Annotated in this window: 17 protein-coding genes and 1 pseudogene; 11 read left to right on the forward strand and 7 right to left on the reverse strand. The window is 74.9% G+C overall.

From position 1 onward, the window contains the following. Window positions 1-217: 217 nt before the first annotated feature. Together MOV08_RS08470 and MOV08_RS08475 are read left to right on the forward strand one after the other, a co-directional pair. Complete coding sequence (locus MOV08_RS08470) at window positions 218-1,393, forward strand: lactonase family protein (protein ID WP_275306897.1); 1,176 nt, start codon at window positions 218-220, stop codon at window positions 1,391-1,393. Between the two features lie 82 nt (window positions 1,394-1,475). Then, on the forward strand, window positions 1,476-2,909 hold the full coding sequence (locus MOV08_RS08475) for an amino acid permease (RefSeq protein WP_275306898.1): 1,434 nt from the start codon (window positions 1,476-1,478) through the stop codon (window positions 2,907-2,909). A 198-nt stretch (window positions 2,910-3,107) separates the two neighbouring features. Here MOV08_RS08475 and MOV08_RS08480 read toward each other — a convergent pair whose 3' ends face one another. Both MOV08_RS08480 and MOV08_RS08485 read right to left on the reverse strand, forming a co-directional pair. Further along, a complete protein-coding gene (locus MOV08_RS08480) occupies window positions 3,108-3,845 on the reverse strand; it encodes a LysM peptidoglycan-binding domain-containing protein (protein WP_275306899.1) in 738 nt (245 codons plus the stop codon). A 706-nt stretch (window positions 3,846-4,551) separates the two neighbouring features. After that, window positions 4,552-5,310, reverse strand: a complete 759-nt coding sequence (locus tag MOV08_RS08485; protein WP_039630719.1) for a PaaX family transcriptional regulator C-terminal domain-containing protein — start codon at window positions 5,308-5,310, stop codon at window positions 4,552-4,554. 153 nt (window positions 5,311-5,463) lie between these two features. Here MOV08_RS08485 and MOV08_RS08490 point away from each other — a divergent pair, with 153 nt between their 5' ends. The 6 genes from MOV08_RS08490 (at window position 5,464) to MOV08_RS08515 (ending at window position 12,619) form a co-directional block, all read left to right on the forward strand. Next, window positions 5,464-7,113 carry an acyl-CoA dehydrogenase family protein gene (locus tag MOV08_RS08490; protein ID WP_275306900.1) on the forward strand — a complete coding sequence of 550 codons (1,650 nt, stop codon included), beginning with the start codon at window positions 5,464-5,466 and terminating at the stop codon, window positions 7,111-7,113. Next, complete coding sequence (locus MOV08_RS08495; protein WP_275306901.1) at window positions 7,113-7,907, forward strand: crotonase/enoyl-CoA hydratase family protein; 795 nt, start codon at window positions 7,113-7,115, stop codon at window positions 7,905-7,907. The genes MOV08_RS08490 and MOV08_RS08495 overlap by 1 nt, the downstream gene beginning before the upstream one ends. Continuing rightward, complete coding sequence (locus MOV08_RS08500) at window positions 7,904-8,245, forward strand: DUF1990 family protein (RefSeq protein WP_275306902.1); 342 nt, start codon at window positions 7,904-7,906, stop codon at window positions 8,243-8,245. Before MOV08_RS08495 ends, MOV08_RS08500 begins: the two co-directional genes overlap by 4 nt. Before the next feature lie 111 nt (window positions 8,246-8,356). Then, the gene (locus tag MOV08_RS08505; protein ID WP_239009984.1) at window positions 8,357-8,608 is read left to right on the forward strand and encodes a DUF1990 family protein; all 252 of its coding nucleotides are present in this window, start codon (window positions 8,357-8,359) and stop codon (window positions 8,606-8,608) included. 154 nt (window positions 8,609-8,762) lie between these two features. Continuing rightward, window positions 8,763-10,910, forward strand: coding sequence for a SpoIIE family protein phosphatase (locus MOV08_RS08510; protein ID WP_275306903.1), 2,148 nt, complete (start codon window positions 8,763-8,765; stop codon window positions 10,908-10,910). Window positions 10,911-11,035: 125 nt separating this feature from the next. Beyond that, window positions 11,036-12,619 carry a caspase family protein gene (locus MOV08_RS08515; protein ID WP_275306904.1) on the forward strand — a complete coding sequence of 528 codons (1,584 nt, stop codon included), beginning with the start codon at window positions 11,036-11,038 and terminating at the stop codon, window positions 12,617-12,619. A gap of 25 nt (window positions 12,620-12,644) precedes the next feature. Here MOV08_RS08515 and MOV08_RS08520 read toward each other — a convergent pair whose 3' ends face one another. The 5 genes from MOV08_RS08520 to MOV08_RS08540 form a co-directional block, all read right to left on the reverse strand. Next, window positions 12,645-14,051: an NADP-dependent succinic semialdehyde dehydrogenase gene (locus tag MOV08_RS08520; protein ID WP_275306905.1), complete on the reverse strand. Its 1,407-nt coding sequence runs from the start codon at window positions 14,049-14,051 to the stop codon at window positions 12,645-12,647. A gap of 524 nt (window positions 14,052-14,575) precedes the next feature. After that, window positions 14,576-15,883 (reverse strand): MFS transporter, encoded by a 1,308-nt coding sequence (locus MOV08_RS08525; RefSeq protein ID WP_039630730.1) that lies wholly within the window; start codon window positions 15,881-15,883, stop codon window positions 14,576-14,578. Window positions 15,884-15,941: 58 nt separating this feature from the next. Beyond that, window positions 15,942-17,132, reverse strand: a complete 1,191-nt coding sequence (locus tag MOV08_RS08530; protein WP_275311731.1) for an amidohydrolase family protein — start codon at window positions 17,130-17,132, stop codon at window positions 15,942-15,944. Then, window positions 17,132-18,514, reverse strand: a complete 1,383-nt coding sequence (locus tag MOV08_RS08535) for a type I glutamate--ammonia ligase (protein ID WP_275306906.1) — start codon at window positions 18,512-18,514, stop codon at window positions 17,132-17,134. Before MOV08_RS08535 ends, MOV08_RS08530 begins: the two co-directional genes overlap by 1 nt. A gap of 78 nt (window positions 18,515-18,592) precedes the next feature. Next, window positions 18,593-20,656 carry a SpoIIE family protein phosphatase gene (locus MOV08_RS08540; protein ID WP_275306907.1) on the reverse strand — a complete coding sequence of 688 codons (2,064 nt, stop codon included), beginning with the start codon at window positions 20,654-20,656 and terminating at the stop codon, window positions 18,593-18,595. Window positions 20,657-20,860: 204 nt separating this feature from the next. Here MOV08_RS08540 and MOV08_RS08545 point away from each other — a divergent pair, with 204 nt between their 5' ends. From MOV08_RS08545 to MOV08_RS08555, 3 genes and pseudogenes are all read left to right on the forward strand, one after another. Further along, complete coding sequence (locus MOV08_RS08545) at window positions 20,861-21,757, forward strand: TetR/AcrR family transcriptional regulator (RefSeq protein WP_275306908.1); 897 nt, start codon at window positions 20,861-20,863, stop codon at window positions 21,755-21,757. Window positions 21,758-22,057: 300 nt separating this feature from the next. Continuing rightward, window positions 22,058-22,954 (forward strand): beta-keto acid cleavage family enzyme, encoded by an 897-nt coding sequence (locus MOV08_RS08550; RefSeq protein WP_275306909.1) that lies wholly within the window; start codon window positions 22,058-22,060, stop codon window positions 22,952-22,954. Window positions 22,955-23,009: 55 nt separating this feature from the next. Beyond that, window positions 23,010-23,960: pseudogene (locus MOV08_RS08555) on the forward strand (3-hydroxyacyl-CoA dehydrogenase NAD-binding domain-containing protein); the annotation flags it as partial. Window positions 23,961-24,025 lie beyond the last annotated feature (65 nt).

Below are 24,025 nucleotides of genomic sequence, written 5' to 3' on the forward strand. Positions count from 1 at the left end.
CGAACGTACGAAAGAGGGAGGGTGCGGCGAATCCGTCCCCGTATGGGTTGTGGCGTACGACTGGAGTGCTACGCGTGGGGGTGCTGGTCATCATCGCGACGTACGGGGCGCTCGGGGTTCGGGGGGCCGGGGTGCGCTGACGGGGCGTCATAAGCGGTGCCCTTGCGGGGCGGTGTGGGGCGGGTCACCCTGGCTGGCACCGGACCGGAGGTGTGGCATGGGCGAGGCGGCAGGGGCGCGCGGCGGGATCGGGCGGCGACGGTTCGTCGGGGCCGTCGGGGCGATCGGGGCAGCCGCGGCGGCAGGGGCGGCCGGGGTCGGCGCTCCGGCGTGGGCCGGGCAGCGGCGACTGCGACCGCTCTTCCTGGGGACGTACACCTCCAAGCCGGGGGGCGGCACCGGCATCGGGCTGGCCGGTTACGACCCGGCGACCGGGGCGCTCGCCGCCGGCGGCGGCGTGCTCCCGGGGATCGCCGATCCCTCCTACCTGGCGCTGGCGCCGGACGGCCGGACGCTCTACGCGGTCGACGAGCAGGAGGACGGCGCGGTGACGGCGGTCGCGCTGCGCCGGGGCGGCGGCGGGCCGGTGGTGCTCGGCGCCCGGTCCACCGGCGGGGCCGGGCCGTGCCACCTGTCGGTGCACCCCGGCGGACGGTGGCTGCTGAGCGCCAACTACCTCTCCGGGAGCGTGGCGGTGCACCCGATCGACCGGCGCAGTGGCGCGCTGGGGCCGCGCACGGACCTGGTCGTCCACAGCAGCCCGCCGCCCGGCCCCGGGCAGACCGGGCCGCACGCGCACCAGATCGTCACCGCGCCGGACGGCCGCCATGTGCTGGCCGTGGACCTCGGCAACGACACCGTCTACACCTACCGGCTCGACCCGCGGGCCGGGACGCTGACCCAGGTGGCGCACGCGGCGCTGCGGCCGGGCGCCGGGCCGCGCCATCTGACCTTCCACCCGTCGGGCCGCCACGCCTATCTGGCGAACGAGGTCGACAACACGGTGGTGGTCTGCGGCTACCACCCGCGCAGCGGGCGGCTGGTGCCCGGGGCGCCGCAGTCCACCGGGACCGGTCCGGGGGTCAGTTATCCGGCGCAGATCCTGGTCACCGGCGACGGCCGGTTCGCCTTCCTGGCCAACCGCGGTGACAACAGCCTCACCCGGTACGCCGTGGAGGCGGGCGGGGCCCGGCTGCGGCTGTTGGACACGGTGCCGGTGGGCGGCGATTTCCCGCGGCAGATCGCGTTCTCGCCGGATCGGCGGTGGCTGTTCGCCGCGAACCAGAAGTCGGGGTCGGTGACGGTGTTCGCGGTGGATGCCCTGAGCGGGGCGCTGGTGCGGGTGGGCGAGCCGTTCGCGGCGCCGATGGCGGTCTGCGTCCTGCCGCGCTGACCGGCGCTGCGCGCCGGGCCGTCGGCGGGGTCGAAACACTGCGGCAACAGGCCCGCACGATGGGCGCGTTAGCGTCGCGCCCATGAGCACGGGAACCACAGCAGCCGGCGCCGATGGCGCGCCGGACACCGCGAGCCCCGGCGCGGATGCCGCCGGCACCGACACCGGCACCGGCACCGGCCTCCGGCAGGGGCTCAAGCGCCGCCATGTGCAGCTGATCGCGCTGGGCGGGGTGATCGGGGCGGGGCTGTTCGTCGGCAGCGGGGAGGTGGTCCACTCCGCCGGGCCGGCCGCGGTGCTGTCGTTCCTGGCGGCCGGCGGACTGACCGTGCTGATCATGCGGATGCTCGCCGAGATGACCGTGGCGCGGCCGGCGCTGGGCTCGTTCTACGCGCACGTCCGGGAGACCCTCGGGCACCGGGCGGGCTTCGCGGTGGGCTGGCTGTACTGGTACTTCTTCGTGATCGTGGTCGCGGTCGAGGCGGTGGCGGGCGGCCGGATCGTCCGGCTGTGGCTGCCCGGCGCGCCGCTGTGGGCGGTCAGCCTGGTGCTGATGGCGCTGCTGACGGCGACGAACATGGTCTCGGCCCGCTCCTACGGCGAGTTCGAGTACTGGTTCTCGTCGATCAAGGTCGTGGCGATCGTGGTCTTCCTCTTCCTCGGCGCGCTCTTCGTGCTCGGGCTGTGGCCGGGGTCGGGCGGCGGGCTGGCGCAGCTCACCGCGCACGGCGGCTTCGCGCCGGCCGGGGTCGGCGCGGTGCTGGCCGCCGTCGTGCCCTGCGTCGGCTTCTTCACCGGCGCCGAGATCGTCACCATCGCCGCCGCGGAATCGGTCGAGCCGGAGCGGGCGGTGGCCCGTGCCATCCGGTCGATCGTGCTGCGGGTGGTGGCGTTCTACGTCCTGTCGATCTTCCTGGTGGTCGCCGTGGTGCCGTGGACGTCGAAGGCGATCGAGGTCAGCCCCTATGCGGCGGTGCTGGACCGGCTGGCGGTGCCCGCGGCCGGGACGGTGATGAATGCGGTCGTGCTGGTCGCGGTGCTCTCCTGCCTGAATTCCGCGCTCTACACCTCGTCCCGGATGCTCTTCGCGCTCACCCGCAACGGGGACGCGCCGCGCGGTTTCACCAAGGTCAGCGCGAGCGGGGTGCCCCGCCGGGCGCTGCTGGCCGGTACCTCGGTCGGATATCTGTCGGTGATCGCGGCGTGGATCTCGCCCGATGTCGTCTTCTCGTTCCTGATCAATTCCTATGGCGCCATTGCCCTGTTCGTCTATCTGGCGATCGCGGTCGCGCAACTGCGGATGCGGCGCCGGCTGGAACGCGAGGAACCGGCCCGGCTGACGCTGCGGATGTGGGGCTTCCCCTGGCTCAGCCGGCTGACCATCGCGCTGATGGCGCTGGTGATCGGGGCGATGGCGGTGCTGCCGGACAGCCGGGCGCAATTCTGGCTGAGTCTGCTCACGCTGGGTGTCGTCCTGGCCGCGTACGAAATCCGCCGGCGGGTCCGGCGGAGCTAGATCAGGTCGCGGGCAGGCCGTCCGCGGCGCCTCGGACGGCCTGCCCTCCCCCTCTCGCACACCCACTTCCAGAATTCCTCGGAAACCCCGCCAGATTCCTTGGAGATACCCCCCAGTTTCTCCGTGTATTCCGTTTTGGATTTCCAGGAGATTCACTGTACGGCGGATCTTCGGCGGCGGCCGCTCAGCCGCCGCAACTCACCCCTTGCTGGAGGCTTCGACCCGAAGCCGGGTGCCCGGATAGATGAGGTTCGGGTCCTCGCCGATAACCTGGCGGTTCTGCCGGTAGATTTCCTGCCAGGGCTTTCCGTGGACCACGGCGATACCGCTCAGGGTGTCTCCCGCATTGACCAGCACCAGGCCCACGGAAATCCGGTGCGGTGCCTTCTTGTAAGGCTTTTCCTGGGGCCTGTGGTGACGACCGTGGGTGCGCTTGGGCGTGATCTTCTCGCGGGCCGGCAGGGTGTGCACGCCGCCGCGGGCGACGCCGTGCAGCCCCAGCGAGGCGGAGCAGGCCGGCCAGGCGCGCCAGCCCTGGCGGGCCAGTACCCGTTCGGCGACCCGGATCTGCTGTTCCCTGGACGCCCGTGAGGCGCGTGCCGCATAGCTCCCACCGCCGAAGGAACGCCAGGTCGAGTGGCCGAACTGGAGCCCTCCGGAGAATCCGTTGCCGGTGTCGGTCCGCCAGTTGCCGCCGCTCTCGCACTGGGCCAGGCGGTCCCAGGTGCCGGTGCCGACGGCTTCGGCCGGCTCCTCGGACACCGCGCCCAGCGCCCCGGCGGCCAGCAGGACGGCGGCCGCGGTGACCCCCCGGGCCCCCCGGCCGCGCAGTGCCTCGCCGCGGACGGCCCGCTCCGCCGGTTCACGGATTTCCGCTGCCCGGCATACCTGCGGTTCCGGCGATTCCTGCGTTCCCGGTACCTGCTGAGTTTCCATTTTCGTGCTCCCGTCGCTTGTGCTGTGCGTACTGAGGTGTCGCTTGCACCGAATGTCTTGGGTGCCGGCATTTCGGTGAGCGCGCAGAGATGTCAGCGATTTCGGCGAGTTTTCGGATTCTGGATCGTCGGGTGGTTTTTTGCGGGCCATCGAATTCGACGAGGAAGAGACAACCATGGGCCGCGTCGGCACCGGCAGAGCGCGCGGTAGCGCCTTCGACGGGCGCTCTGCCCCCTCGCCGTCGGAAGGGGGACGAAATCCTCCGCATGGCGCACGGACCCGACGGGTAGGGGCGCACCCCTCGTGCCCGGGGTACCCGACCGAGCGCCAATCGCCTGGGCGTTCGACTTCCGGGGGTTACGCCCAGTACATCCGCCGGGGTCGATGCATACGCGCGGCGGGGGGCCGCACACACCGCGCACGGCCCGCGGGCCGGTGCAACCAGCCGGGTTTTACCGGAACTTGGCAGGTCGTTCCGCGGTCACCGGCCCGCCGCGCGGCGCGCACCGGCCCGGCGCACCGACACCCCACCGGGCGGCCCGCCCCGTGCGCCCCCGCCCGCGCCCGCATGCCCCGCATCGTCGCGCGTCACCGCGCCGCCCGTGCGCCCCTCCGCCCCGCCGACCCGCCGCCCGCGGGGGGCGGGGAGCACCGCGCCAACGGGGTGGCACGTGCGCGGGGCAAGCGCACTGGCCCGGCTCGACGCTCACGCTCGGGGCGCCTCGCCGGGGGCCAGGAAGTGCCGGAGCAGGTCCCGGAATTCGGCCTCGAAGGCGTCGTAGCGGGAACGGAGCACGGCGCCCGGCCAGCCGTCCGGGAGGAGGGGCGCGGGCAGCAGCGGGTCGGTGAGGAGGTGGCGGAGGACCGCCGCCGCGACGGTGAAGCGGTCCGCGGGGGTGTCCGCGCGGTCCAGCGCGGCCAGCAGTTCGCGGGCGTCCGCCGCCCAGCCGTCCAGGTCCCACAGGTTCCGGGCCAGCGCGGCCGGGTCGCCGTCGGGCGCGCCGGCGAACCAGGTGCACTGCGCGGTGGCCACCGCCGGGCGGGGCCGGTCGAGGTTGGCGGGGCGCAGCCAGCTGCCCTCGCGCAGCTCGGCCAGCCGCAGCCCGGCCATCGCCTGGCGCAGCGCGGTGCGTTCGGCGGGCGGGCGGCTGCCGTCCGCGGTGACCACGGCGATCTCCCATGCGCCGTGCCACGGGCGGGTCCGCGGCGCCCGGCTCTCGTCCTGCCGGGCCTGCCGCGCCAGCAGTCGCGCAGTGAGCGCATAGCCGCCGGTCTGCTGCCGGAGGTCACCGGCCGCCACCATCCGGGAGAGCGCGACCCGGACGGTGCCCTCGGCGATGCCGAACAGTTCGCCGACCCGCACCAGCGCGCGCACCGGCAGCCGGGGCGGGTGGTGGCCGAGGAGGGTGCTCAGCACGACGGAGCGGGCGGTCAGCGGCCGGAGGGCGAGCGGGGCGTCGTTCATAGGTGCCCGGAAGTCTAGGTCGTGCGGGTGGTGGGACCGGGCGCGGGGAGCGCCCGGGGCCGGGGCGGCGGGGCCCGCGACCGTCCGGCGCCGCGCCCGACCGCGGCTCCTTACGCCCTTCCTTCGACTGTCGAGAATCTGTAACGTCGCGGTATGACCGTCACCCATGAAGTAACCAATCAGGCCCCACCGCTGACCGGTTTCAGCACCGCGGACGAGCCGGCGCTGCTGGAGGCGCTGCGCCGGGAGGGCGGCGCCTGGGGCGAGTCCGAGGTCGCGGAACTCGGCGCGCTGGCCGGTTCCGAGGCGGTGCAGGACCGGGCGCGCTGGGCAGAGGGGCAGCCGCCCCGGCTGCACACCCACGACCGGTACGGGCACCGGGTGGACGAGGTCGAGTTCCACCCGGCCTGGCACGAGCTGATGACCACCGCCGTGGAACACGGTCTGCACGCCGCGCCGTGGACCGACGACCGCCCGGGGGCGCACCTGGTGCGCGCCGCCAAGTTCTACGTCTGGTCGCAGGCCGAGCCCGGCCACGGCTGCCCGATCTCGATGACCTACGCCGCGGTGCCCGCGCTGCGCGCCGCACCCGAACTCGCCGCCCGGTACGAGCCGTTGCTCGCCGCCCGCACCTACGACTTCGGGCTGCGCGCCCCGCTCACCAAGCGCGGCCTGATCGCGGGCATGTCGATGACGGAGAAGCAGGGCGGTTCCGACGTCCGGGCCAACACCACCCGGGCGGTGCCGGTCGCGGACGGCAGCTACCGCCTCACCGGCCACAAGTGGTTCACCTCGGCCCCGATGAGCGACGTGTTCCTGGCCCTGGCGCAGACCGACGAGGGGCTGAGCTGCTTCCTGGTGCCGCGGGTGCTGCCGGACGGCACCCGCAACGGGATGCGGCTGATGCGCCTGAAGGACAAGCTGGGCAACCGCTCCAACGCCTCGTCGGAGATCGAGTACGAGGACGCCGTCGCCTGGCCGGTGGGCGAACCGGGCCGCGGGGTGCGGACCATCGTCGAGATGGTGAACATGACCCGGCTGGACTGCGTGCTGGGCTCGGCGGCCGGGATGCGGGCGGGGCTGCGGCAGGCGCTGCACCACACCGCCCACCGGCAGGCGTTCGGGCGGGAGTTGGACCGGCAGCCGCTGATGCGCTCGGTCCTGGCCGACCTCGCCGTCGAGTCGGAGGCGGCCACCGTGCTGGGGATGCGGCTGGCGGCGGCGGTGGACCGCTCGCAGGCCGGCGACGCCGGGGAGGCCGCGCTGCGCCGGCTGGCGCTGGCGGCCGGCAAGTACTGGGTGTGCAAGCGCGGCAGCACCCACGCCGCGGAGGCCCTGGAGTGCCTGGGCGGCAACGGCTACGTCGAGGACTCGGGGATGCCGCGGCTGTACCGGGAGGCGCCGCTGCTGTCGATCTGGGAGGGCTCGGGCAACGTCGCCGCGCTGGACGTGCTGCGCGCGCTGGGCCGCGAACCGGCGGGGCTGGAAGCCTACTTCGCCGAGGTCGAGACCGCGGCCGGCGCCGACCGGCGGCTGGACGCGGCGGTCGCCGGGCTGCGCAGGATGCTCGGCGGGCTCGGCGACCCGGAGCGGGCCCAGCTGGTGGCGCGGTCGCTGGCGGAGCGGCTGGCGCTGGTGCTCCAGGGGTCGCTGCTGGTGCGGCACAGCACCCCGGCGGTCGCCGACGCGTTCTGCGCCTCCCGGCTGGACGGCGAGTGGGGCCACGCCTTCGGCACCCTGCCGCCCGGCGCCGACCTCACCGCGATCCTCGGACGCGCCCGGACCGGCGAGGACGCCGCCTGATGGCGGAGGAGAGCCAGGAGGGCCACGCCTCGGTCCGGGTCGAGCGGGCCGGGCCGGTGACGACGGTGGTGCTGTCCCGGCCCGCCGCCCGGAACGCGGTGGACGGGCCGACCGCACGTCAACTGGCCGCCGCCTTCCGCGCGTTCGACGCCGACGAGGAGGCGCGGGTGGCGGTGCTGTGGGGCGAGGGCGGCACGTTCTGCGCCGGTGCCGACCTCAAGGCGGTCGGCACCGCGCGCGGCAACCGGGTGGCACCGGACGGCGACGGGCCGATGGGCCCGACCCGGATGCGGCTGGGCAAACCGGTGATCGCGGCGATCGCCGGGCACGCGGTGGCCGGCGGCCTGGAGCTGGCGCTCTGGTGCGACCTGCGGGTGGCCGAGGCGGACGCGGTCCTCGGGGTGTTCTGCCGGCGGTGGGGCGTCCCGCTGATCGACGGCGGCACGGTGCGGCTGCCCCGGCTGATCGGCGCCGGCCGGGCCATGGACCTGGTCCTGACGGGACGCCCGGTGCCGGCCACGGAGGCCCTGGACATCGGGCTGGTCAACCGCGTGGTCCCCACCGGCACCGCCCGCACCGCGGCCGAGCGGCTGGCCGCGGAGCTGGCCCGCCTCCCGCAGGCGTGCCTGCGCAGCGACCGGGCGTCCCTGCTGGACCAGGAGGGCCGGGACGAGGAGACCGCGATGGCCACCGAACTGCGGTACGGGCAGGTGGTGTTGGCGGAGGGGCTGGTGGGCGCGGCGCGGTTCGCGGCGGGCGCCGGGCGGCACGGGGCGGCGGACGACGCCCGATGACCGACGGCGATCTGACCTACCCCGAGCGGGGCGGCACCCGGCGCTCCCCGCTGCCGCCCGGCTATCGCCCGCTGCGCGAGGCGGTCCGGCTCGGCCACGGCCGGGCGGTGTTCGCCGCCGCCGGCGACGCGGTGGCCGGCTTCCGGATGCACCGCGCGGCCGGCACCCGCATCCGGGCCGAAGCGCCGCGGGCCGCCCCGGGCGTGGCCGTCGACGTCTCCGTGGGCCAAGGGCCTGTCGTCAAACTCCCGCCTGCCTCGCGACGCCTGGCACGCACGCTCTCCGCGTTGTCGGGCTCATCCCGGTACGCCCGGTACCGGGATGACCCTCCGCCTTGAGATCGCACGCACCAGACGCCGCGAGGCCCGCCCTCCGGGCGAACGACGGGAGTTTGACGACAGGCCCTCGGCCCGCTGCGGGTCACCGGCCCGTGCCGGGTGGTGTGGACCGTGGACACGGCGGACCGGGCCGGCTTCGGGTACGGGTCCCGGCCCGGCCATCCGGTGTGCGGCGAGGAGGCGTTCGTCGTCGTGCACCGCCCGGACGGCTCGGTGTGGCTCGTCGTCACCGCCTTCAGCCGGCCGGCCCGCCCGCTCGCCCGCCTCGCCGGCCCACTGCTCCCGCTCTTCCAGCGCGCCTACGTCCGTCATCTCGGCCGTACGCTGCGCCGGTTGGTCCGCCGGGCGGACGACCACCACTGATCGCAGCACCGGGCCGGTGGCACCGGCCGCGCGGGCCGCGGCGCACGCCTGAGTGCCCCGGGCACCCTCCCGGCCGTGACGTGCGGTAGCACCGTCACCGCGGGTCACGGCCGCCGGGAATGCGGGTCCCCGGGGCCCCGCCTAAGGTGTTCGCATGGCCGAGCGGCCCCCCGACCCCTCCGCGGAGGGCTACGACCCCCGTGCCGACCGGGAAACGCCCCGGGTCGAGGAGGCGGCATCCGGGGTGTCCCACCACGAGCCGATCGACCTGCGCGAACGACTCTCGCTCAACCGCATGGGCACCTTCGACTGGGACCTGGACCGCGGGCGCATGGACCTGGACCCCGGTGCCATGGAGGTCTTCGACCTGCGCCCCGGGGAGTACGACGGCGCGCCGATGTCGCTGATCTCCCGGGTGCCGCCGGAGGAGGGCCTGCGGCTGGACGCCGCGCTCTCCCAGGCCCTCCAGGACGGCAACTCCTCCTACGGCGCGTACTTCCGGATCCAGTGCCGCGACGGGACCCGGCGCTGGACCCACTCCCAGGGCCGGATCCTGCACGACGCGCGGGGCGTGGCGTACCGGGTCATCGGCATCGTCCGGGAGGCGACCAGCGAACTCGCCGACTCCGCGCTGCTGCGCTCGCTCCAGCAGGAACGGCAGCGGCAGACGGTGATGGTGCAGCAGACCACCGCGGCGCTGGCCCGCGCCCTGTCGGTCAAGGACGTCACGCGGGTGCTGACCGGCAGCGGCGGCGCCCGGCGGTTCGGCGCGGACGCGCTGGTGCTGGGCCTGGTCGAGAACGACCGGTTCGAGGTGATCGCCGCCGCCGGGCTGGACGGCGAGGTGCCCGCCGACATGACGCACTCGCACCTGGACGACACCCTCCCGCTGTCCGACGCGGTGCGCTCCCGGCGGCCCAGCTTCCTGAGCACCCGGGGCGAGCTGATCGCCCGCTATCCGCGGCTGCGCCCGTACGTGGACGTGCTGCCGACCGGCAGCGCCGCCTTCCTGCCGCTGATCGCGCAGGACACCGTGCTCGGGGCGCTGGGGCTGTTCAACCACGAGCCGGCGGTGCAGTCGCCGGAGGCCCGGAACCTGGCGCTGGCGCTGGCCGGTGTGGTGGCGCAGTCCCTCCAGCGGGCCACCCTCTTCGACCAGGAGCGGGAGTTCGCGACCGGGTTGCAGGCGGCGATGCTGCCGCGCCGGCTGCCGCCCATCGCGGGCGCCGAGGTCACCGTCCGCTACCACCCGGCGAGCGTCGGGCGGGACGTCGGCGGCGACTGGTACGACGTGATCGCGCTGCCGCAGGGCCGCACCGGGCTGGTGGTCGGCGACGTCCAGGGGCACGACACGCACGCCGCGGCGGTGATGGGCCAGTTGCGGATCGCGCTGCGCGCCTACGCCAGCGAGGGCCACCCGCCGGAGACGGTGCTGGTGCGGGCCTCCCGCTTCCTGGCGGAGCTGGAGACCGAGCGGTTCGCGACCTGCACCTACGTCCAGGCCGACCTGGAGTCCGGGGCGCTGTACGTCGCCCGGGCCGGCCACCTGGGCCCGCTGATCTGCAACGCCTCCCGGCACGTCGACTGGCCGGAGATCTGCGGCGGGCTGCCGCTGGGGCTGGCCACCGGCTTCGGGGAGGACCGCTTCCCCGAGACCCAGCTGTTCCTGGAGCCGGGTTCGACGCTGCTGCTGTGCACCGACGGGCTGGTCGAGCAGCCCGGCCAGGACATCTCGGCCGGGATCGACGCGCTGTCCGCCGCGGTCCGCGCCGGTCCCACCGCGCTGGAGGCGCTCGCCGACCGGCTCTCCGACCACCTGTGGGCCCAACCCGGCTCGGACGACGACATGGCGCTCCTGCTGCTGCACCGCAGCACGATCCCGGGCGAGGCCGCCACGCCGCGGCTGCGGCTGCACGTCCACCAGGCCGACCCGGCGGGCACCGCGGAGGTCCGCTCGGCGCTGCGCCGCACGCTGGACCAGTGGCGGGCGGGCGCGGTCACCCACGACGTGGAGGTGGCCGCCTCCGAGCTGATCGCCAACGCGCTCACCCACACCGAGAGCGGCGCCCTGGTCTCGGTGGAGCTGGTGCCCGGTGCCCCGCGCCGGCTCCGGCTGGAGGTCGAGGACCGGTCCAGTCAGTGGCCGCGGCGCCGGCACCCCGGCGAGACGGCGACCTCGGGGCGGGGGCTGCTGCTGGTGGAGGCGCTGTCGGACCGGTGGGGCGCCGAGCCGCGGGGGTCGGGCAAGGCACTGTGGTGCGAGTTCGTGCTGCCGGACGACCTGGTCGAAAACGGAGCCTGAACTCCCTTACCTGGGGCGGGAGATGGGCTGGGCGGATTGCCCGGGCCGGACGGTCGGAATCGGGCCTGCCGCCCGGATGATCGTGCCAGGATGGCGGCGACGATCCGTCATGGGGGAGGACATCGATGAAGGATTCGGACACCGGCAGATGGTTCCCGAACGGCGCCGCCAGCCGCGTCGTGCTGATCGGCACCAGCCGCTTCACCAGCCCCGACCTGGAGAACTTCCCCTCGGTCGCGGGCAACCTCCAGGCACTGTGGACCGCGCTCACCCACCGGACCCAGGGTCTGCTGGCGCCGGAGCACTGCCGGGTGGTGGCCGACCCGGCCGACCCGGCGGCCGTGGGGGCGGCGCTGGCCTGGGCGGGGCGGGAGGCGGAGGAACTGCTGCTGGTCTACTACGCGGGCCACGGCATCGTGGACGACACCACCGGCCTGCTGCACCTGGGCCTGATGCACACCGACCGCGACCACCTCGGCTTCTCCGCCGTCCCCATCGACCTGGTCCGACGGCACGTGGGCGAGGCCCGGGCCAGGGCCCGGGTGCTGGTCCTGGACTGCTGCTTCTCGGGCCGGGCGATCTCCGCGATGACCGGGCCGACGGACCTGGCCCTGGGCCAGCTCGACCTGGCCGGCACCTACACCCTGACGTCCACCACGGGGCACCGCCCCTCGCTCGCACCGCCCGGTGAGCCCTACACCGCCTTCACCGGCGCCCTGTTGGACGCCCTGGCCGCGCCGGTACCGCTCACCCTCGACGAGATCCACGCGCAGGTGGACCGCACGCTGCTGGCCAGGGGCCTGCCCCGGCCGCAGCGCCGGTCGGCGGGGGCCGGGGGCTCGCTGGTGCTGATGCGGGGGCCGTCGGGGGTGGCCGGCACGAACCGCGCGGACGGCATGCCCGGGGCGAGCGGCACGAGCGGGGCGACCGGGACGCCCGGGGCGTTCCCGCCCCCCTCGTTCGGCCCCGGCTGGACCGTCCCGCCACCGCCGCGGCCCACGCGGCGCACCGCCCGGCCGGTGCTGATCGCCGCGGCGGTGGGCGGCGCGCTCGCCGTGCTCCTGACGTCGTCGCTGATCAGAGGGTTGATCGTGGGCGACGACGGACACGCCGGCGACCCCGCGGGCCGCGGTGGCACGAGCAGCGGGAGCCCGTCCGGGACCCCCGGCACCGGCTCGGGCGGTGACGCCGCCGGGCCGAGCGCCGCCAGCAGTCCGCCGCCGTCCCACGCGCCCTCGCCCAGCACGGCGAAGGTGCTCTACCACGACCGCCGGCTGACCTTACGGGCGGCGGCCTGCCTCGGCTCGCCCATCCAGGCGCTCGACCTCGACGCACCGTCCTCGGGCCCGGCCGCGATCGGCTTCTCCGCCGACGCCGACCTGCTCTACACCGGCTGCCTCCAGGGGAATCTGTACGGCGCCCAGGCGATCCTCGCGCCCAACGACGGTGTGCAGGTCGGCCGCGCCGACGCCGGCACGGACACCGCCGAGGCGTGCCGGGCCGCGGCCCAGGGCAACCCGGTCGGGCCGCACCCGGACGCCTCGAAGATCACCGCCGGTACGGTCTGGTGCCTGGTGACCAACCGGCACCGCGTCGCCAAGGTGACCTTCACCAAGGTGGACACGGCGGACGACGGCAGCGGCGCGAACGCGGACAACCCCACCTTCGAGCTGACCGCCACCCTGTGGGACGCGCCCGCCACGTCCTGACCGCCGGCCCGACCACCGGCGCCGGTCACTCCTCCGGCCCGTACCACAGCGTCGTCATGTTGCAGAACTCGCGCATGCCGTGGCCGGAGAGCTCCCGGCCGTAGCCGGAGCGCTTGGCGCCGCCGAAGGGCATGCCGGGGTGGGAGGCGGTCATGCCGTTGAAGTACACCCCGCCGGCCTGGAGGTCCCGGGCCAGCCGCTCCTGTTCGACGGCGTCCCGGGTCCAGGCGTTGGAACTGAGGCCGAACGGCGTGTCGTTGGCGAGCTCGATCGCCTCGTCGAGGTCGGCGACGCGGTAGAGCGTGGCGACCGGGCCGAACGCCTCCTCGTGGTGGATGCGCATGCTCGGGGCGATGCCGGCGAGCACGGTCGGCTCGTAGAACCAGCCGGCGCGGTGGTCGGGCGGACGCCGGCCGCCGCACAGTGCCCGGGCCCCCTGGTGGACCGCGTCGTCGACGAGTTCCTCCAGGTCGGAGCGGCCCTGTTCGCTGGCGAGCGGCCCGATGTCGGTGGCCTCGTCCATCGGGTCGCCGACGGTGAGCGCGGCCATGCCGGCGGTGAACCGCTCGGCGAAGGCGTCGTGGACGTCCTCGTGGACGATGAACCGCTTGGCGGCGATGCAGGACTGGCCGTTGTTCTGGACCCGGGCGGTGACGCCGACCCGGGCGGCCTTGTCGAGGTCGGCCGAGGGCAGCACGACGTAGGGGTCGCTGCCGCCCAGTTCGAGGACGGTCTTCTTGATCTCGTCGCCGGCGACGGCGGCGACCGAGCGGCCGGCGGGTTCGCTGCCGGTGAGGGTGGCGGCGGCGATCCGCGGGTCGCGCAGCACCTCCTCGACGGCGCCGGAGCCGATCAGCAGGGTCTGGAAGCAGCCGTCGGGGTAGCCGGCGCGGCGGAAGAGCTCCTCCAGGTAGAGCGCGGTCTGCGGGACGTTGGAGGCGTGTTTGAGCAGCCCGGTGTTGCCGGCCATCAGGGCGGGTGCGGCGAACCGGACGACCTGCCAGAGGGGGAAGTTCCAGGGCATCACCGCGAGGAGGGTGCCGAGCGGGCGGTAGCGCACCACCGCGCGGACCGCGCCGGAGTCGCGGACGTCGGCGGGGTCGGGCCGCTCGTCGGCGAGCAGCGCCTCGGCGTGGTCGGCGTACCAGCGCATCGCCTTGACGCACTTGGCGGCCTCGGCGCGGGCCTGGACCAGGGGTTTGCCCATCTCGGTGGTGAGGGTGCGGGCGACGCCTTCCTGGTCGGCTTCGAGCAGGTCGGCGGCGCGGTGCAGGAGTTCGGCGCGGCGGGCGAACGACGTGCCGCGGTGGATCTGGAACGCCTGGTCGGCGCGGACCAGGCGGTCCTCGATCTCGCCCGCGTTGAGCGCGTCGAAGGTCTTGAGGGTCTCGCCGGTGGCCGGGTTGACCGTGGCGATGGCCGTGTTGGCCATGGTCGGCACCTCCTTGCGGTGTGGTGCGGTGGCGGGGTGCGACGGCCGGGCTCAGGGCCCGGCCTCACATGCCTGTCTGCCCCGCGGCTCCCAGGTGAGCGGCCGGGGGGCCGGGGACGGCTCCGGGACCGGGTCGGGGTCGGGTCCGGGCGGGCGCGGCACCGGCGAGGGTTCCGGGGGGATCGGCTCGGGCGGCTCCGGCGGTTCGGGCGGCCCGGGCAGCGGTTCGGGCGGGGCGGGCCCGGGCGGCGGCTCCGGGATCGGGCCGGGCGGGGGTTCCGGGACGGGGCCGGGCGGCGGGCCACCGGGGTCCGGCGGAAGCGGCGGGGGCTCCCGGTCGCAGACGGGTGTGCGGTCACGGCGGACGAGCGGTTGCCGCTGCACGACGGGCCTCCGGGATGAGACGACGGGTGGCGCATGAGCCCCCGTACCCGAGTCTGGCCCGTCCGTGGCCGGGCCGCACGGCGGATTCCGGCGCCGGGGCGGGTCGGTCTTCCGTCACCGGCCGGCCCGGCCCCGGGGCGTCAGGGCTGCGGGTCGCGGGCGTCGTAGCGGGCGAAGGCGCGCCGGCCCAGTCCGAGCGCGGTCACGACCAGGACGCAGGCCAGGCCGCCGCCGACCACGGCGACGGCGGGCGAGCTCAGGTCGGCCGTGGAACCGGCGAGGAAGTCGCCGAGCCGCGGCCCGCCGGCGACCACCACGATGAAGACGCCCTGGAGCCGGCCGCGCATCTCGTCCGGGGTGGCGGCCTGCAGCATGGTGCTGCGGAACACCATGGACACGGTGTCCGCGCAGCCCGCGACGGCCAGGAAGAACAGGCCCAGCCACAGGTGCCGGGAGAGGCCGAAGGCGGCGATCGCCGCGCCCCAGGCCGCCACCCCGAGCAGGATGGCCAGGCCGTGCCGGCGGACGCCGCCGAGCCAGCCGGAGAACAGCCCGCCCAGGACGGCGCCGACCGCGGGGGCGGCGACCAGCAGGCCGACGGTCCTGGCGTCGCCGCCGAACCACAGTGCGGCGATCGCCGGGTACAGCGCGCGCGGCTGGGCCAGCACCATCGCCGCGAGGTCGGCGAAGAACGTCATCCGCAGGTTGGGGCGGGTGGCGAGGAAGCGCAGGCCGTCCAGGACGGAGGCCCGGCGGGGCGGTCCTTCGCCCTGGTCGGGCCGCATGGCGGGCAGGCGCCACATCGCGTAGAGCGAGGCGCCGAAGGCGACCACGTCGATCAGGTAGGCCGCCTGGTAGCCCCACAGGCCGACGATCACGCCGCCCAGCATCGGGCCGCCCATCAGGCCGAGGTTGGTGGTGAGCGACTGGAGGGCGTTGGCGGCCGGCAGCTGCTCGGTGGGCAGCAGGCGGGGGATCATCGACGAGCGGGCCGGGGAGTTCATCGCGAAGCAGACGGCCTGGAGCGCGACGACGGTGTAGAGCAGCCAGACGCGGTGGTAGCCGGCCAGTGCGGCGGCGGCCAGCACGACGGACATCACGGTGGCGCCGGCGGCGCTGGCCAGGCCCAGCTTGCGGCGGTCGACGGTGTCGGCGATGGCGCCGCCGTAGAGCCCGAAGACGACCAGCGGAACCAGGGAGCACAGGCCCACCAGGCCGACGGAGAAGGTGGAGCCGGTGATGGCGTAGACCTGGAGGGAGACCGCGAGCGCGGTCATCTGCTGGCCCATCCAGGAGACGGTGTTGCCGCACCACAGGCGGCGGTAGTCGGGCGAGGTACGCAGCGGGGTCAGGTCGGCGAATATCCGTCCGCGCGGCGGTATTCGGGGCTTTTCGCCCGCGTCGGCCGGGCCATCGGCCGGCGTGTCAGAGGTCGTTGTACTGGGCACGCGGCAGTAAACCACGCCACCCGACCGCAATGGAATAGGCGCAGGGGCCGAGTGCCCCTTACCGTCCGGCCTCCTCCCCGTCGCCGCCGTCCAGCCCGTACACCCGCCGCGCGTTGCCCGCCGCGAGCATCCCGGCGACCCGCCGGGCGTCCGCCGCCGACCAGGCCCCGGACGCCGTCCAGGCGCCCAACACCTCGGCCAGCGCCGTCCGGAACAGGGCGCTGCCCACCACGTACAGCTCCGGCAGCCCGTAGGCGTCGGTGGAGAACAGCAGCTTGCCGAACGGCGCCAGTTCCAGGAACTCGGCGAGCACCGCGGGCGCCCGCGGGCCGACGTGGGTGAGGGTCAGCCCGACGTCGGCGTGGACGTGCGGGAAGACGCCGGCCAGATAGGCGGCCTGCCGGTGATACGGGTAGCAGTGCAGCAGCACCAGATCGGTGCCGGTGTCCGCGGTGGCCCGGACCAGGTCGGTCAGCAGCGTCGGGTCGGCGTGGTCCAGCCGCAGGTCGGGATCGCCGAAGCCGGTGTGGAGTTGGAGCGGGCGGCCGGTGGCCACGGCGAGCCAGATGAGGTGGCGCAGCAGGACGGGGTCGGCCAGCCGGGGCGCGCCGGCGGCGAGCCAGTCGCGGGCCGCGGTGCGCACCGCGTCCGGGCCGGGCGGCCGGGGGTCCAGGGCGAGGCCGTGCCGGTAGGCGGCCACGGACTTGAAGGCGACGGCGGTGTCGGCCGCCGCCCGCACGGCGCGGGCCAGGGCGTCGGCGAACTCCTCGGCGGCGTCCGCCGTGCCGTCCCCGCGGTACCCGGCCGCGGTCCGGTCGGCCAGCGCCTCCAGCCGCACCACCTCGCGGCCGGTGCCACCGCCCGCCTCGGCCGTCTCGGCCGGCCCGGTGAGGTCGCCGGGCAGGCCGGTGTCGACGAGGTAGACGCCGATCCCGGTCGCGGACAGCAGCCGCCGCGCCGTCGCGTCCGGGCCCAGTTCGCCGCGGCGGGCCAGATAGCGCTCGGGCGGGCAGTGCGCGGGCAGGTCGAGCAGCGGCGGGCACCAGCGGCGGACCGCGAAACCGGTCTGGGTGTCGAAGTAGCTGGTGCCCGCCGCGGGCGGCCGGTCCGCCTCGGTGAGGAACCCCGCGAACGTCCCGGGGTCCGGCGCGTAGCGGACCACCCCGTGGCAGTGGTGGTCCACCAGCGGCGGCAGCCCGTCCAGCACCGCGGAGTCGGGGGCGGCGGGCCCCGGGGCGTCCGCGGCCATCACCAGCGCCAGCGGGTGGCCGTGACGATCTCCTCCGGCTCGCACTCCGCGTAATGGGCCTCCTCGGCCCGGCGGACCGCGAGCACCGCACCGTGCAGCACCTCGCCGAGCGCCTCGCGCAGCGGCACCGACTTCTCGAACCGGTCGGCGGCCTCGGTGAGCGTGGCGGGCAGCCGCACGATGCCGCGCCGGGCGCGCTCGCGGACGCCGAGGACGCCCGGGTCGCCGATCTGCGGGGCGGGCAGGTGGGCCGCGGTGTCGATGCCGTGCAGCCCGGCGGCGATCACCGTGCCGACGGCGAGGTAGGGGTTGGCGGCGGCGTCGAAGGTCTTGACCTCGGCGTGGCCGCCGTCGGGGTCGTCGGGCGCGCCAACCACCAGCCGGAGCGCCGCCTCGCGGTTCTCCACGCCCCAGCACTGGTAGACCCCGGCCCAGTGGGAGGGCAGCAGCCGCAGGTAACTGGCGGGCGAGGGGCAGCCGATGGCGAGCAGGGCGGGCAGCGCGTCCAGGATGCCGGCCAGGAACGCCACCGCGTCGGGCGCCAGGGACCACTCGGCGCCGTCGGCCCGGTGCAGGCTCGTCCCCTCGCGGTGGAGGCTGAGGTGGAGGTGGCAGCCGTTGCCGACCTCGCCGGCGACGACGGACGGGGCGAAGGTGGCGCGCAGCCCGTGCCGGGCGGAGACCGCGCGGATCGTCTCGCGCACCAGCACCACGTCGTCGGCGGCGCGTACCGGGTCGGCGGGCGCGGTGCTCACCTCGAACTGGCCGGGCGCGTACTCGGGATGGAGCTGGAGGACCTCGACGCCCTGGACGGTGAGGGCCTCGGTCACGTCGCGGAGGTAGTCGGAGAGCTGCACGACCCGGGCCATGCCGTAGGCGGGGCCGGTGCAGGGGTAGTCGAGCGGGGCGGCGTCGGCGGACCCCTGCGGGGCGCGGGTGACCACCCACTCCGTCTCGAAGCCCATCCGCAGGTCGAGTCCGGCGGCGGCGGCCCGCTCGGCCATCCGGCGGGCGAACAGCCGCTGGCAGGCCGGGTGCGGCTGTCCCAGCAGGTCGTAGCGGTCGACCGGCGCCCAGGCCCAGCCGGGCTGCGCGGCCAGGAGGGTGAGCCGGTCCAGGTCGGGGATGAGGCGCAGATCGCCGTCCGGGCCGCCGAGGTGGTCGGAGGCGGTGATGGCGTCGTCGGAGGTGAAGACGTCGAAGACGGGCGACATCCCGACGCCGCGCGCCACGGCGTCCGCCAGTCGCCGTGGCGGAATGGTCTTGACGCGCGTGATGCCCGCGTTGTCCACCCAGGTCAGCGCGACGTTCCCGACGCCCTCCGCGTCGAGCCGCGCCGCCGACTGGCGGGCGTTGTCGCCCTGTTCCGCCCGCGATCCCATAGAGCAGTCCTCATCTGGCCGTGCCGATCCCTCGGCGCCCGTGCCCGCAGTGTGCCGGGGCGGCCAGGGCCTCCCCGGTCAGGTGCAGTTGAACTCGCACCATACGCATTTTCCGCCGCCGCGCGGTTCCACTCCCCAGACATCCGCCAGCCGGTCCACGAGCAGCAGGCCGCGGCCGGAGACGCCGGCCTCGCCCGGTTCGCGGCGGCGCGGCAGGCTGCTGGACCCGTCCTCGACCTCCAGCCGCAGCCGCCGCTCGACGCCGTGCGGCATCCGGATGTTGACCACCGCCTCGCCGTCGGTGTGCAGCAGGGCGTTGGTGATCAACTCGTCGGCGACCAGCTCGATCTCCTCGGACCGCTCACGTGCGCCCCAGGCGCGGACCGCGGCGCGGATCATGTGGCGGGCGGCGGCCAGCGCCTCGGGATCGGCGGGCGGGATGTGCTGCCGGAAGCGGCCCACGGTGTCGTGCTCGGGCGGGCCGAGGCGGCGCAGCAGGAGCAGCGCCATGTCGTCCTCGCCCCGCCGGTCGTCCGCCGACTCGCAGAGCCGGTCGGCGAGTTGCTGGACGTCCTGCGGGCCGTCCCGGACCTCCCGGGCCAAATGGTGCATTCCGGCGTCCAGATCGGCGCCGGGCTCCTCGACCAGCCCGTCCGTGCACAGCACCAGGGTGTCGCCGGGGGCCAGGTGGACGGTGGTGACGGGGTAGTCCAGCAGCCGGAACTCGGAGGAGATGCCCAGCGGCAGCCCGCCGGCCACCGGGAGCCGGCGGCAGATGCCCTCGGCGTGCCGCACCAGCGGATCGAGGTGGCCGGCCCGGACGAACCGGGCGGCCCCGGTGCTCAGGTCGGCGTCGACGTACGTGCAGGTGGCGAAGCGGTCGGTGTCGAGCTCGTTGAGGAACGCCGAGGCGCGGGCCACCACGGTGGCCGGCGCGTGCCCCTCCGCCGCGTAGGCGCGCAGCACGATCCGCAGCTGCCCCATGAGCGCGGCGGCCTGGGTGTCATGGCCCTGGACGTCGCCGATGACCGCGGCGACCCGGCCGTTCGGCAGCGGGATCACGTCGTACCAGTCGCCGCCGATGTCCCGGCCCATCCGGGCGGAGCGGTAGCGGACCGCGATCTGCGCCTCGGCGACGCCGGGGATCCGGCGCGGCAGCATGGCCTGCTGCAGGCCGGCGGCGATCTCGTGCTCCTGGTCGTAGAGCATCGCCCGGGCCAGGCTCTGCGCGATGCTGCTGCCCAGCGCGACCAGTACGTTGCGCTCCTGGTCGCGGAAGTCGCTCTCGCGCTCGAAGAAGAGCCCGATCACCCCGATCAGGCGGCCCTGCGCGATCAGCGGCAGATAGGCGCCGGAGCTGACGTGGAGCGGTTCGATGGCCGGCCACAGCCGCGGGTAGTGGTTGCGGAACTCGTCCCGGCTGTGCACGAACCGCGGGGTGAGGGTCCGCACCACCTCGCTCATCGGGAACTCGTCGCCGACCCTGGTGTACTCCAGGTCCGGGACGAAGCTGCCGGCCTTGCCCTCGGAGACCAGCCGGATCCGCCCGGCCTCGACCAGGCCGAGGATGATGTTCTCGGCGCCCAGCCGGCTCAGTCCCTGCTCGTCGGCGAGGACGCCGATCACCTCGCCGACGGTGCGGGCGTGCGCCAGGGCGGCGGTGGTGCGCTCGACGATGCTGGTGTGCCGGCGGCGCTCCTCGGTGACCGCGATCCGCTCGGCGGCCTGGGCGTACTCGTCGGAGGCGTCGCGGACCACGCCGATGATGCGGCGGGGCCGGCCGGTGGGATCGCGGCGGATGCTGCCCTGGGCGTGCGTCCAGCGCAGTGCGCCGTCCCGCAGCCGGACCCGGAAATAGGCGCCGTAGGAGTCGCTGCCGTCCTTGAGGGCGCGGGCCACCAGGGCGTCGAGCCGGGACGCCTCGTAGCCCGGCACCCGGCAGCCCAGCGTCGTGGGGCGGTCGTCGTACTCCGACGGCAGGAGGTCGAAAACCTCCAGTGCGGGCGGATCCATGTGCATCAGCCCGCTGTCGAGGTCCCAGTCGAAGCCGCCCATCCCGTTGAGGGCCAGCGTCAGGTCCGGGTGGGCGGGCCAGTCGTCCGGCACCGACACGGTGGGCCGCTTCGCTCCCCGGTCAGCCATGCCGTCACTTTGCCACATTCACCCTTATTGCGGCTTGTCCGCACCCCCGGACCAGGCGGCCCGACCTCACCCGCCACACCACTGACTCAAGCATCAGCATCCCCTCAACACCCCTCCACACTCACGCCTGGAACAGCCATTTCCTGTCTTACACCCGGCGAAAACCGTTGCGATGTTCTCAACACCCTGTTAGCGTCCCCGGCCATGGACGAAGACCCCGGGGGCCGGATCGCCGACGACACCGGACACGTCACCGACCGCGTCCGACAGGTGATCGCGCGGCTCGGCTGCAGCCATCGCGAGTTCGCCCGCCGGATCGTGATGGACCCCTCCAAGCTGTCCCGGTCACTGGGCGGCACCCGGCGCTTCACGCTCGCCGAGATCGTCCGGATCGCCGACACCGGCGGGGTGGACACCGGCTGGCTCCTGGGCGCCCCGGAACGCCCCGCGGCACCGGCCGAACGCGCCCCGGCCGCGGTCCCCGACGGCGGTCGCCCGCTGCAGATCGTCCGGGAGACCGTCCGCCTGATCGCCGAGCACGGCTTCCACGCCGTGCGGGTCGCCGACATCGCCGCCGCCTGCGGCACCAGCCCGGCCGCCGTCCACTACCACTTCCCCGGCCGCGACGAACTGCTGGAGGCCGCCGTCCGCTGGTGCATGGACGAGGACACCGAACGCCGCGCGGCCGGACTCGCCGCCGCCCCCGACGCCCGCGCCGAACTCCTGCACCTGATCGCCCTGCAGACCCCGCGCACCGCGCAGCAACGCCGACAGTGGCTGGTCTGGCTCGACCTGTGGGCCCAGGCCGCCCGCGACACCGCCGTGGGACGCCTCCACGAGCACTACTACCGGCAGTGGCGCGCCACCGTCGCCGACGTCCTCCGACGCGGCACCGGCCAGGGCGTCTTCCGCCCCGTCGACCCCGACGTCACCGCCCTCCGGCTCACCGCGCTCATCGACGGCCTGGCCACCCAGGTCCTGGCCACCGCCCCGGACAGCACCAGCCCCGACACCATGCACGCCGCCCTGCTGACGTTCGTGGAGAACGAACTGGACACCGACCGACCGACGCCCCCGACCACCGACCCGACCCGCACCTGACGACCGCCGCCGGACACCGGGAGCTCACCCTCACGCGGCGGCACCGCGCGCCTGTGGAGACCGGGGCCGCGGGTCCCGTGGGCCCTGTGGGTCCCGTGGACCCAGTGGGCGTGACGAACCCCGTGCCGGTGTGCCGCACTGGGGCCTGCGCCCGGCGCCCGGCGCCCTGTGCCCTGTGCCCTGTGCCCTGTGCCCGGAAGAGTAGAGCCACGCACCAGCCGACGGCCGACCAGCTCACCGCCCCTGCCCGAGCGCGCCCCTCCCCCTCACCCCCGCACACCCTCCGACCGAAGGAATCCCATGACCACGCCCACCAACGAGGTCGTCATCACCTGCGCCCTCACCGGCGCCGGCGACACCGTGCGCCGCTCCCCGCACGTCCCCGTGACGCCCGAGCAGATCGCGGCGTCCGCCGTCGAAGCGGCCGCCGCCGGCGCCGCGGTGGTGCACATCCACGTACGCGACCCCGAGACCGGCGACCCGTCCCGCGACCCGCGCCTCTACGCCGAGGTCGTCGACCGCATCAAGCAGACCGGCACCGACGTCGTCATCAACCTCACCGCCGGCATGGGCGGCGACCTGGTCATCGACCCGGAACGCCCGCTCACCCCGCTGCCCGGCACCGACCTGGTCGGCGGCCTGGAACGGCTCCCGCACGTCGAGGACCTGCTCCCCGACATCTGCACCCTGGACTGCGGCTCCCTCAACTTCGGCGACGGCTCGACGCTCTATGTCTCCACGCCCGACATGCTGCGCGCGGGCGCCAAGCGGATCCAGGAGCTCGGCGTCCGGCCGGAGTTGGAGATCTTCGACACCGGCCAGCTGTGGTTCGCCAAGCAGCTGCTCGCCGAGGGGCTGCTGGACGACCCCGCCGTCTTCCAGCTCTGCATGGGGATTCCGTGGGGCGCCCCGGCCGACCCGGGGGTGCTCCAGTCGATGGTGAACATGCTGCCGGAGGGCGCCCAGTGGGCCAGTTTCGCGCTCGGCCGGATGCAGATGCCGTGGGTCGCCCAGTCGATCCTGCTCGGCGGCAACGTCCGCGTCGGGCTGGAGGACAACCTCTACCTCAGCCGTGGCGTCAAGGCCACCAACGCCCAACTCGTCGAACGCGCCGTCCAGATCACCGAACTCCTCGGCGCCACCGTGGCCACTCCGGACCAGGCCCGCGCCCGCCTGGGCCTGAAGCCGCGCGCCTGAGCCGCTGCCCGTCCCCGCCCGGTCCCCCCTTCCCACCCCCAGGAGGCAGTGCCCCATGCCCTTCACCCCCTCCACCACCCCCGAGTCCGCGCGCCGCGTGGCCTGCATCGGCGCCGGCGTCATAGGCGGCGGCTGGGTCGCCCACTTCCTCGCCCGCGGCTACGACGTCACCGCCTGGGACCCCGCCGAGGACGCCGAGGAGAAGCTCCACCGCCTGGTGTCCGCCGCCTGGCCCGCCCTGGAACAGCTGGGCCTCGCCGACGGCGCCTCCCGGGACCGGCTGACGGTCGCCCCGACCCTCGCCGCGGCCGTCGCCGGCGCCGACTTCGTCCAGGAAAGCGCCCCGGAGAAGCTGGAGTTGAAGCGCTCGCTCCTCGCCGAGCTCGACGCCGCCGCGCCGCCCGGTGTGGTCATCGCCTCCTCCACCTCCGGCTACCCGATGACCGACATGCAGACCACGGCGACCGACCCGGCCCGCCTGGTCGTCGGCCACCCCTTCAACCCGCCGTACCTGATCCCGCTCGTCGAGGTCGTCGGCGGTACGCACACCGACCCGGCGGCCGTGGCGTGGGCGTCCCGCTTCTACGACCTCGCCGGCAAGTCGGTCATCACCATGGACCGCGAGCTGCCCGGCTTCATCGCCAACCGCCTCCAGGAGGCGCTGTGGCGCGAGGCCCTGCACATGGTCGCGAACGGCGAGGCCACGGTCGAGGACATCGACGCCTCGATCACCGAAGGCCCGGGCCTGCGCTGGGCGTTCATGGGCCCCTGTCTGACGTTCGCACTGGCCGGCGGCGAGGGCGGCATGGCCCATATGCTCGACCACTTCGGCCCCTCCCTGAAGTCTCCCTGGACCCGCCTGGAGGCCCCCGAACTGGACCGCGCGCTCCGCGACGCCATGGTCGACGGCTGCGCGACCGCGGCCGGCGACCGCGGCTACGCCGACCTGGTGGCCGAACGCGACCAAGGCGTCATCAACGTCCTCCGCGCCACCGGCCGCCTTCCCCACCCCGCCCCGCACCGCCCGCAGCCAGCCCGCCCCAGGGACTCCGCGCGCCTCCCCCGCCCCCA

The sequence above is a fragment of the Streptomyces yunnanensis genome (assembly GCF_029011865.1).
GTDB lineage: Bacteria > Actinomycetota > Actinomycetes > Streptomycetales > Streptomycetaceae > Streptomyces > Streptomyces yunnanensis.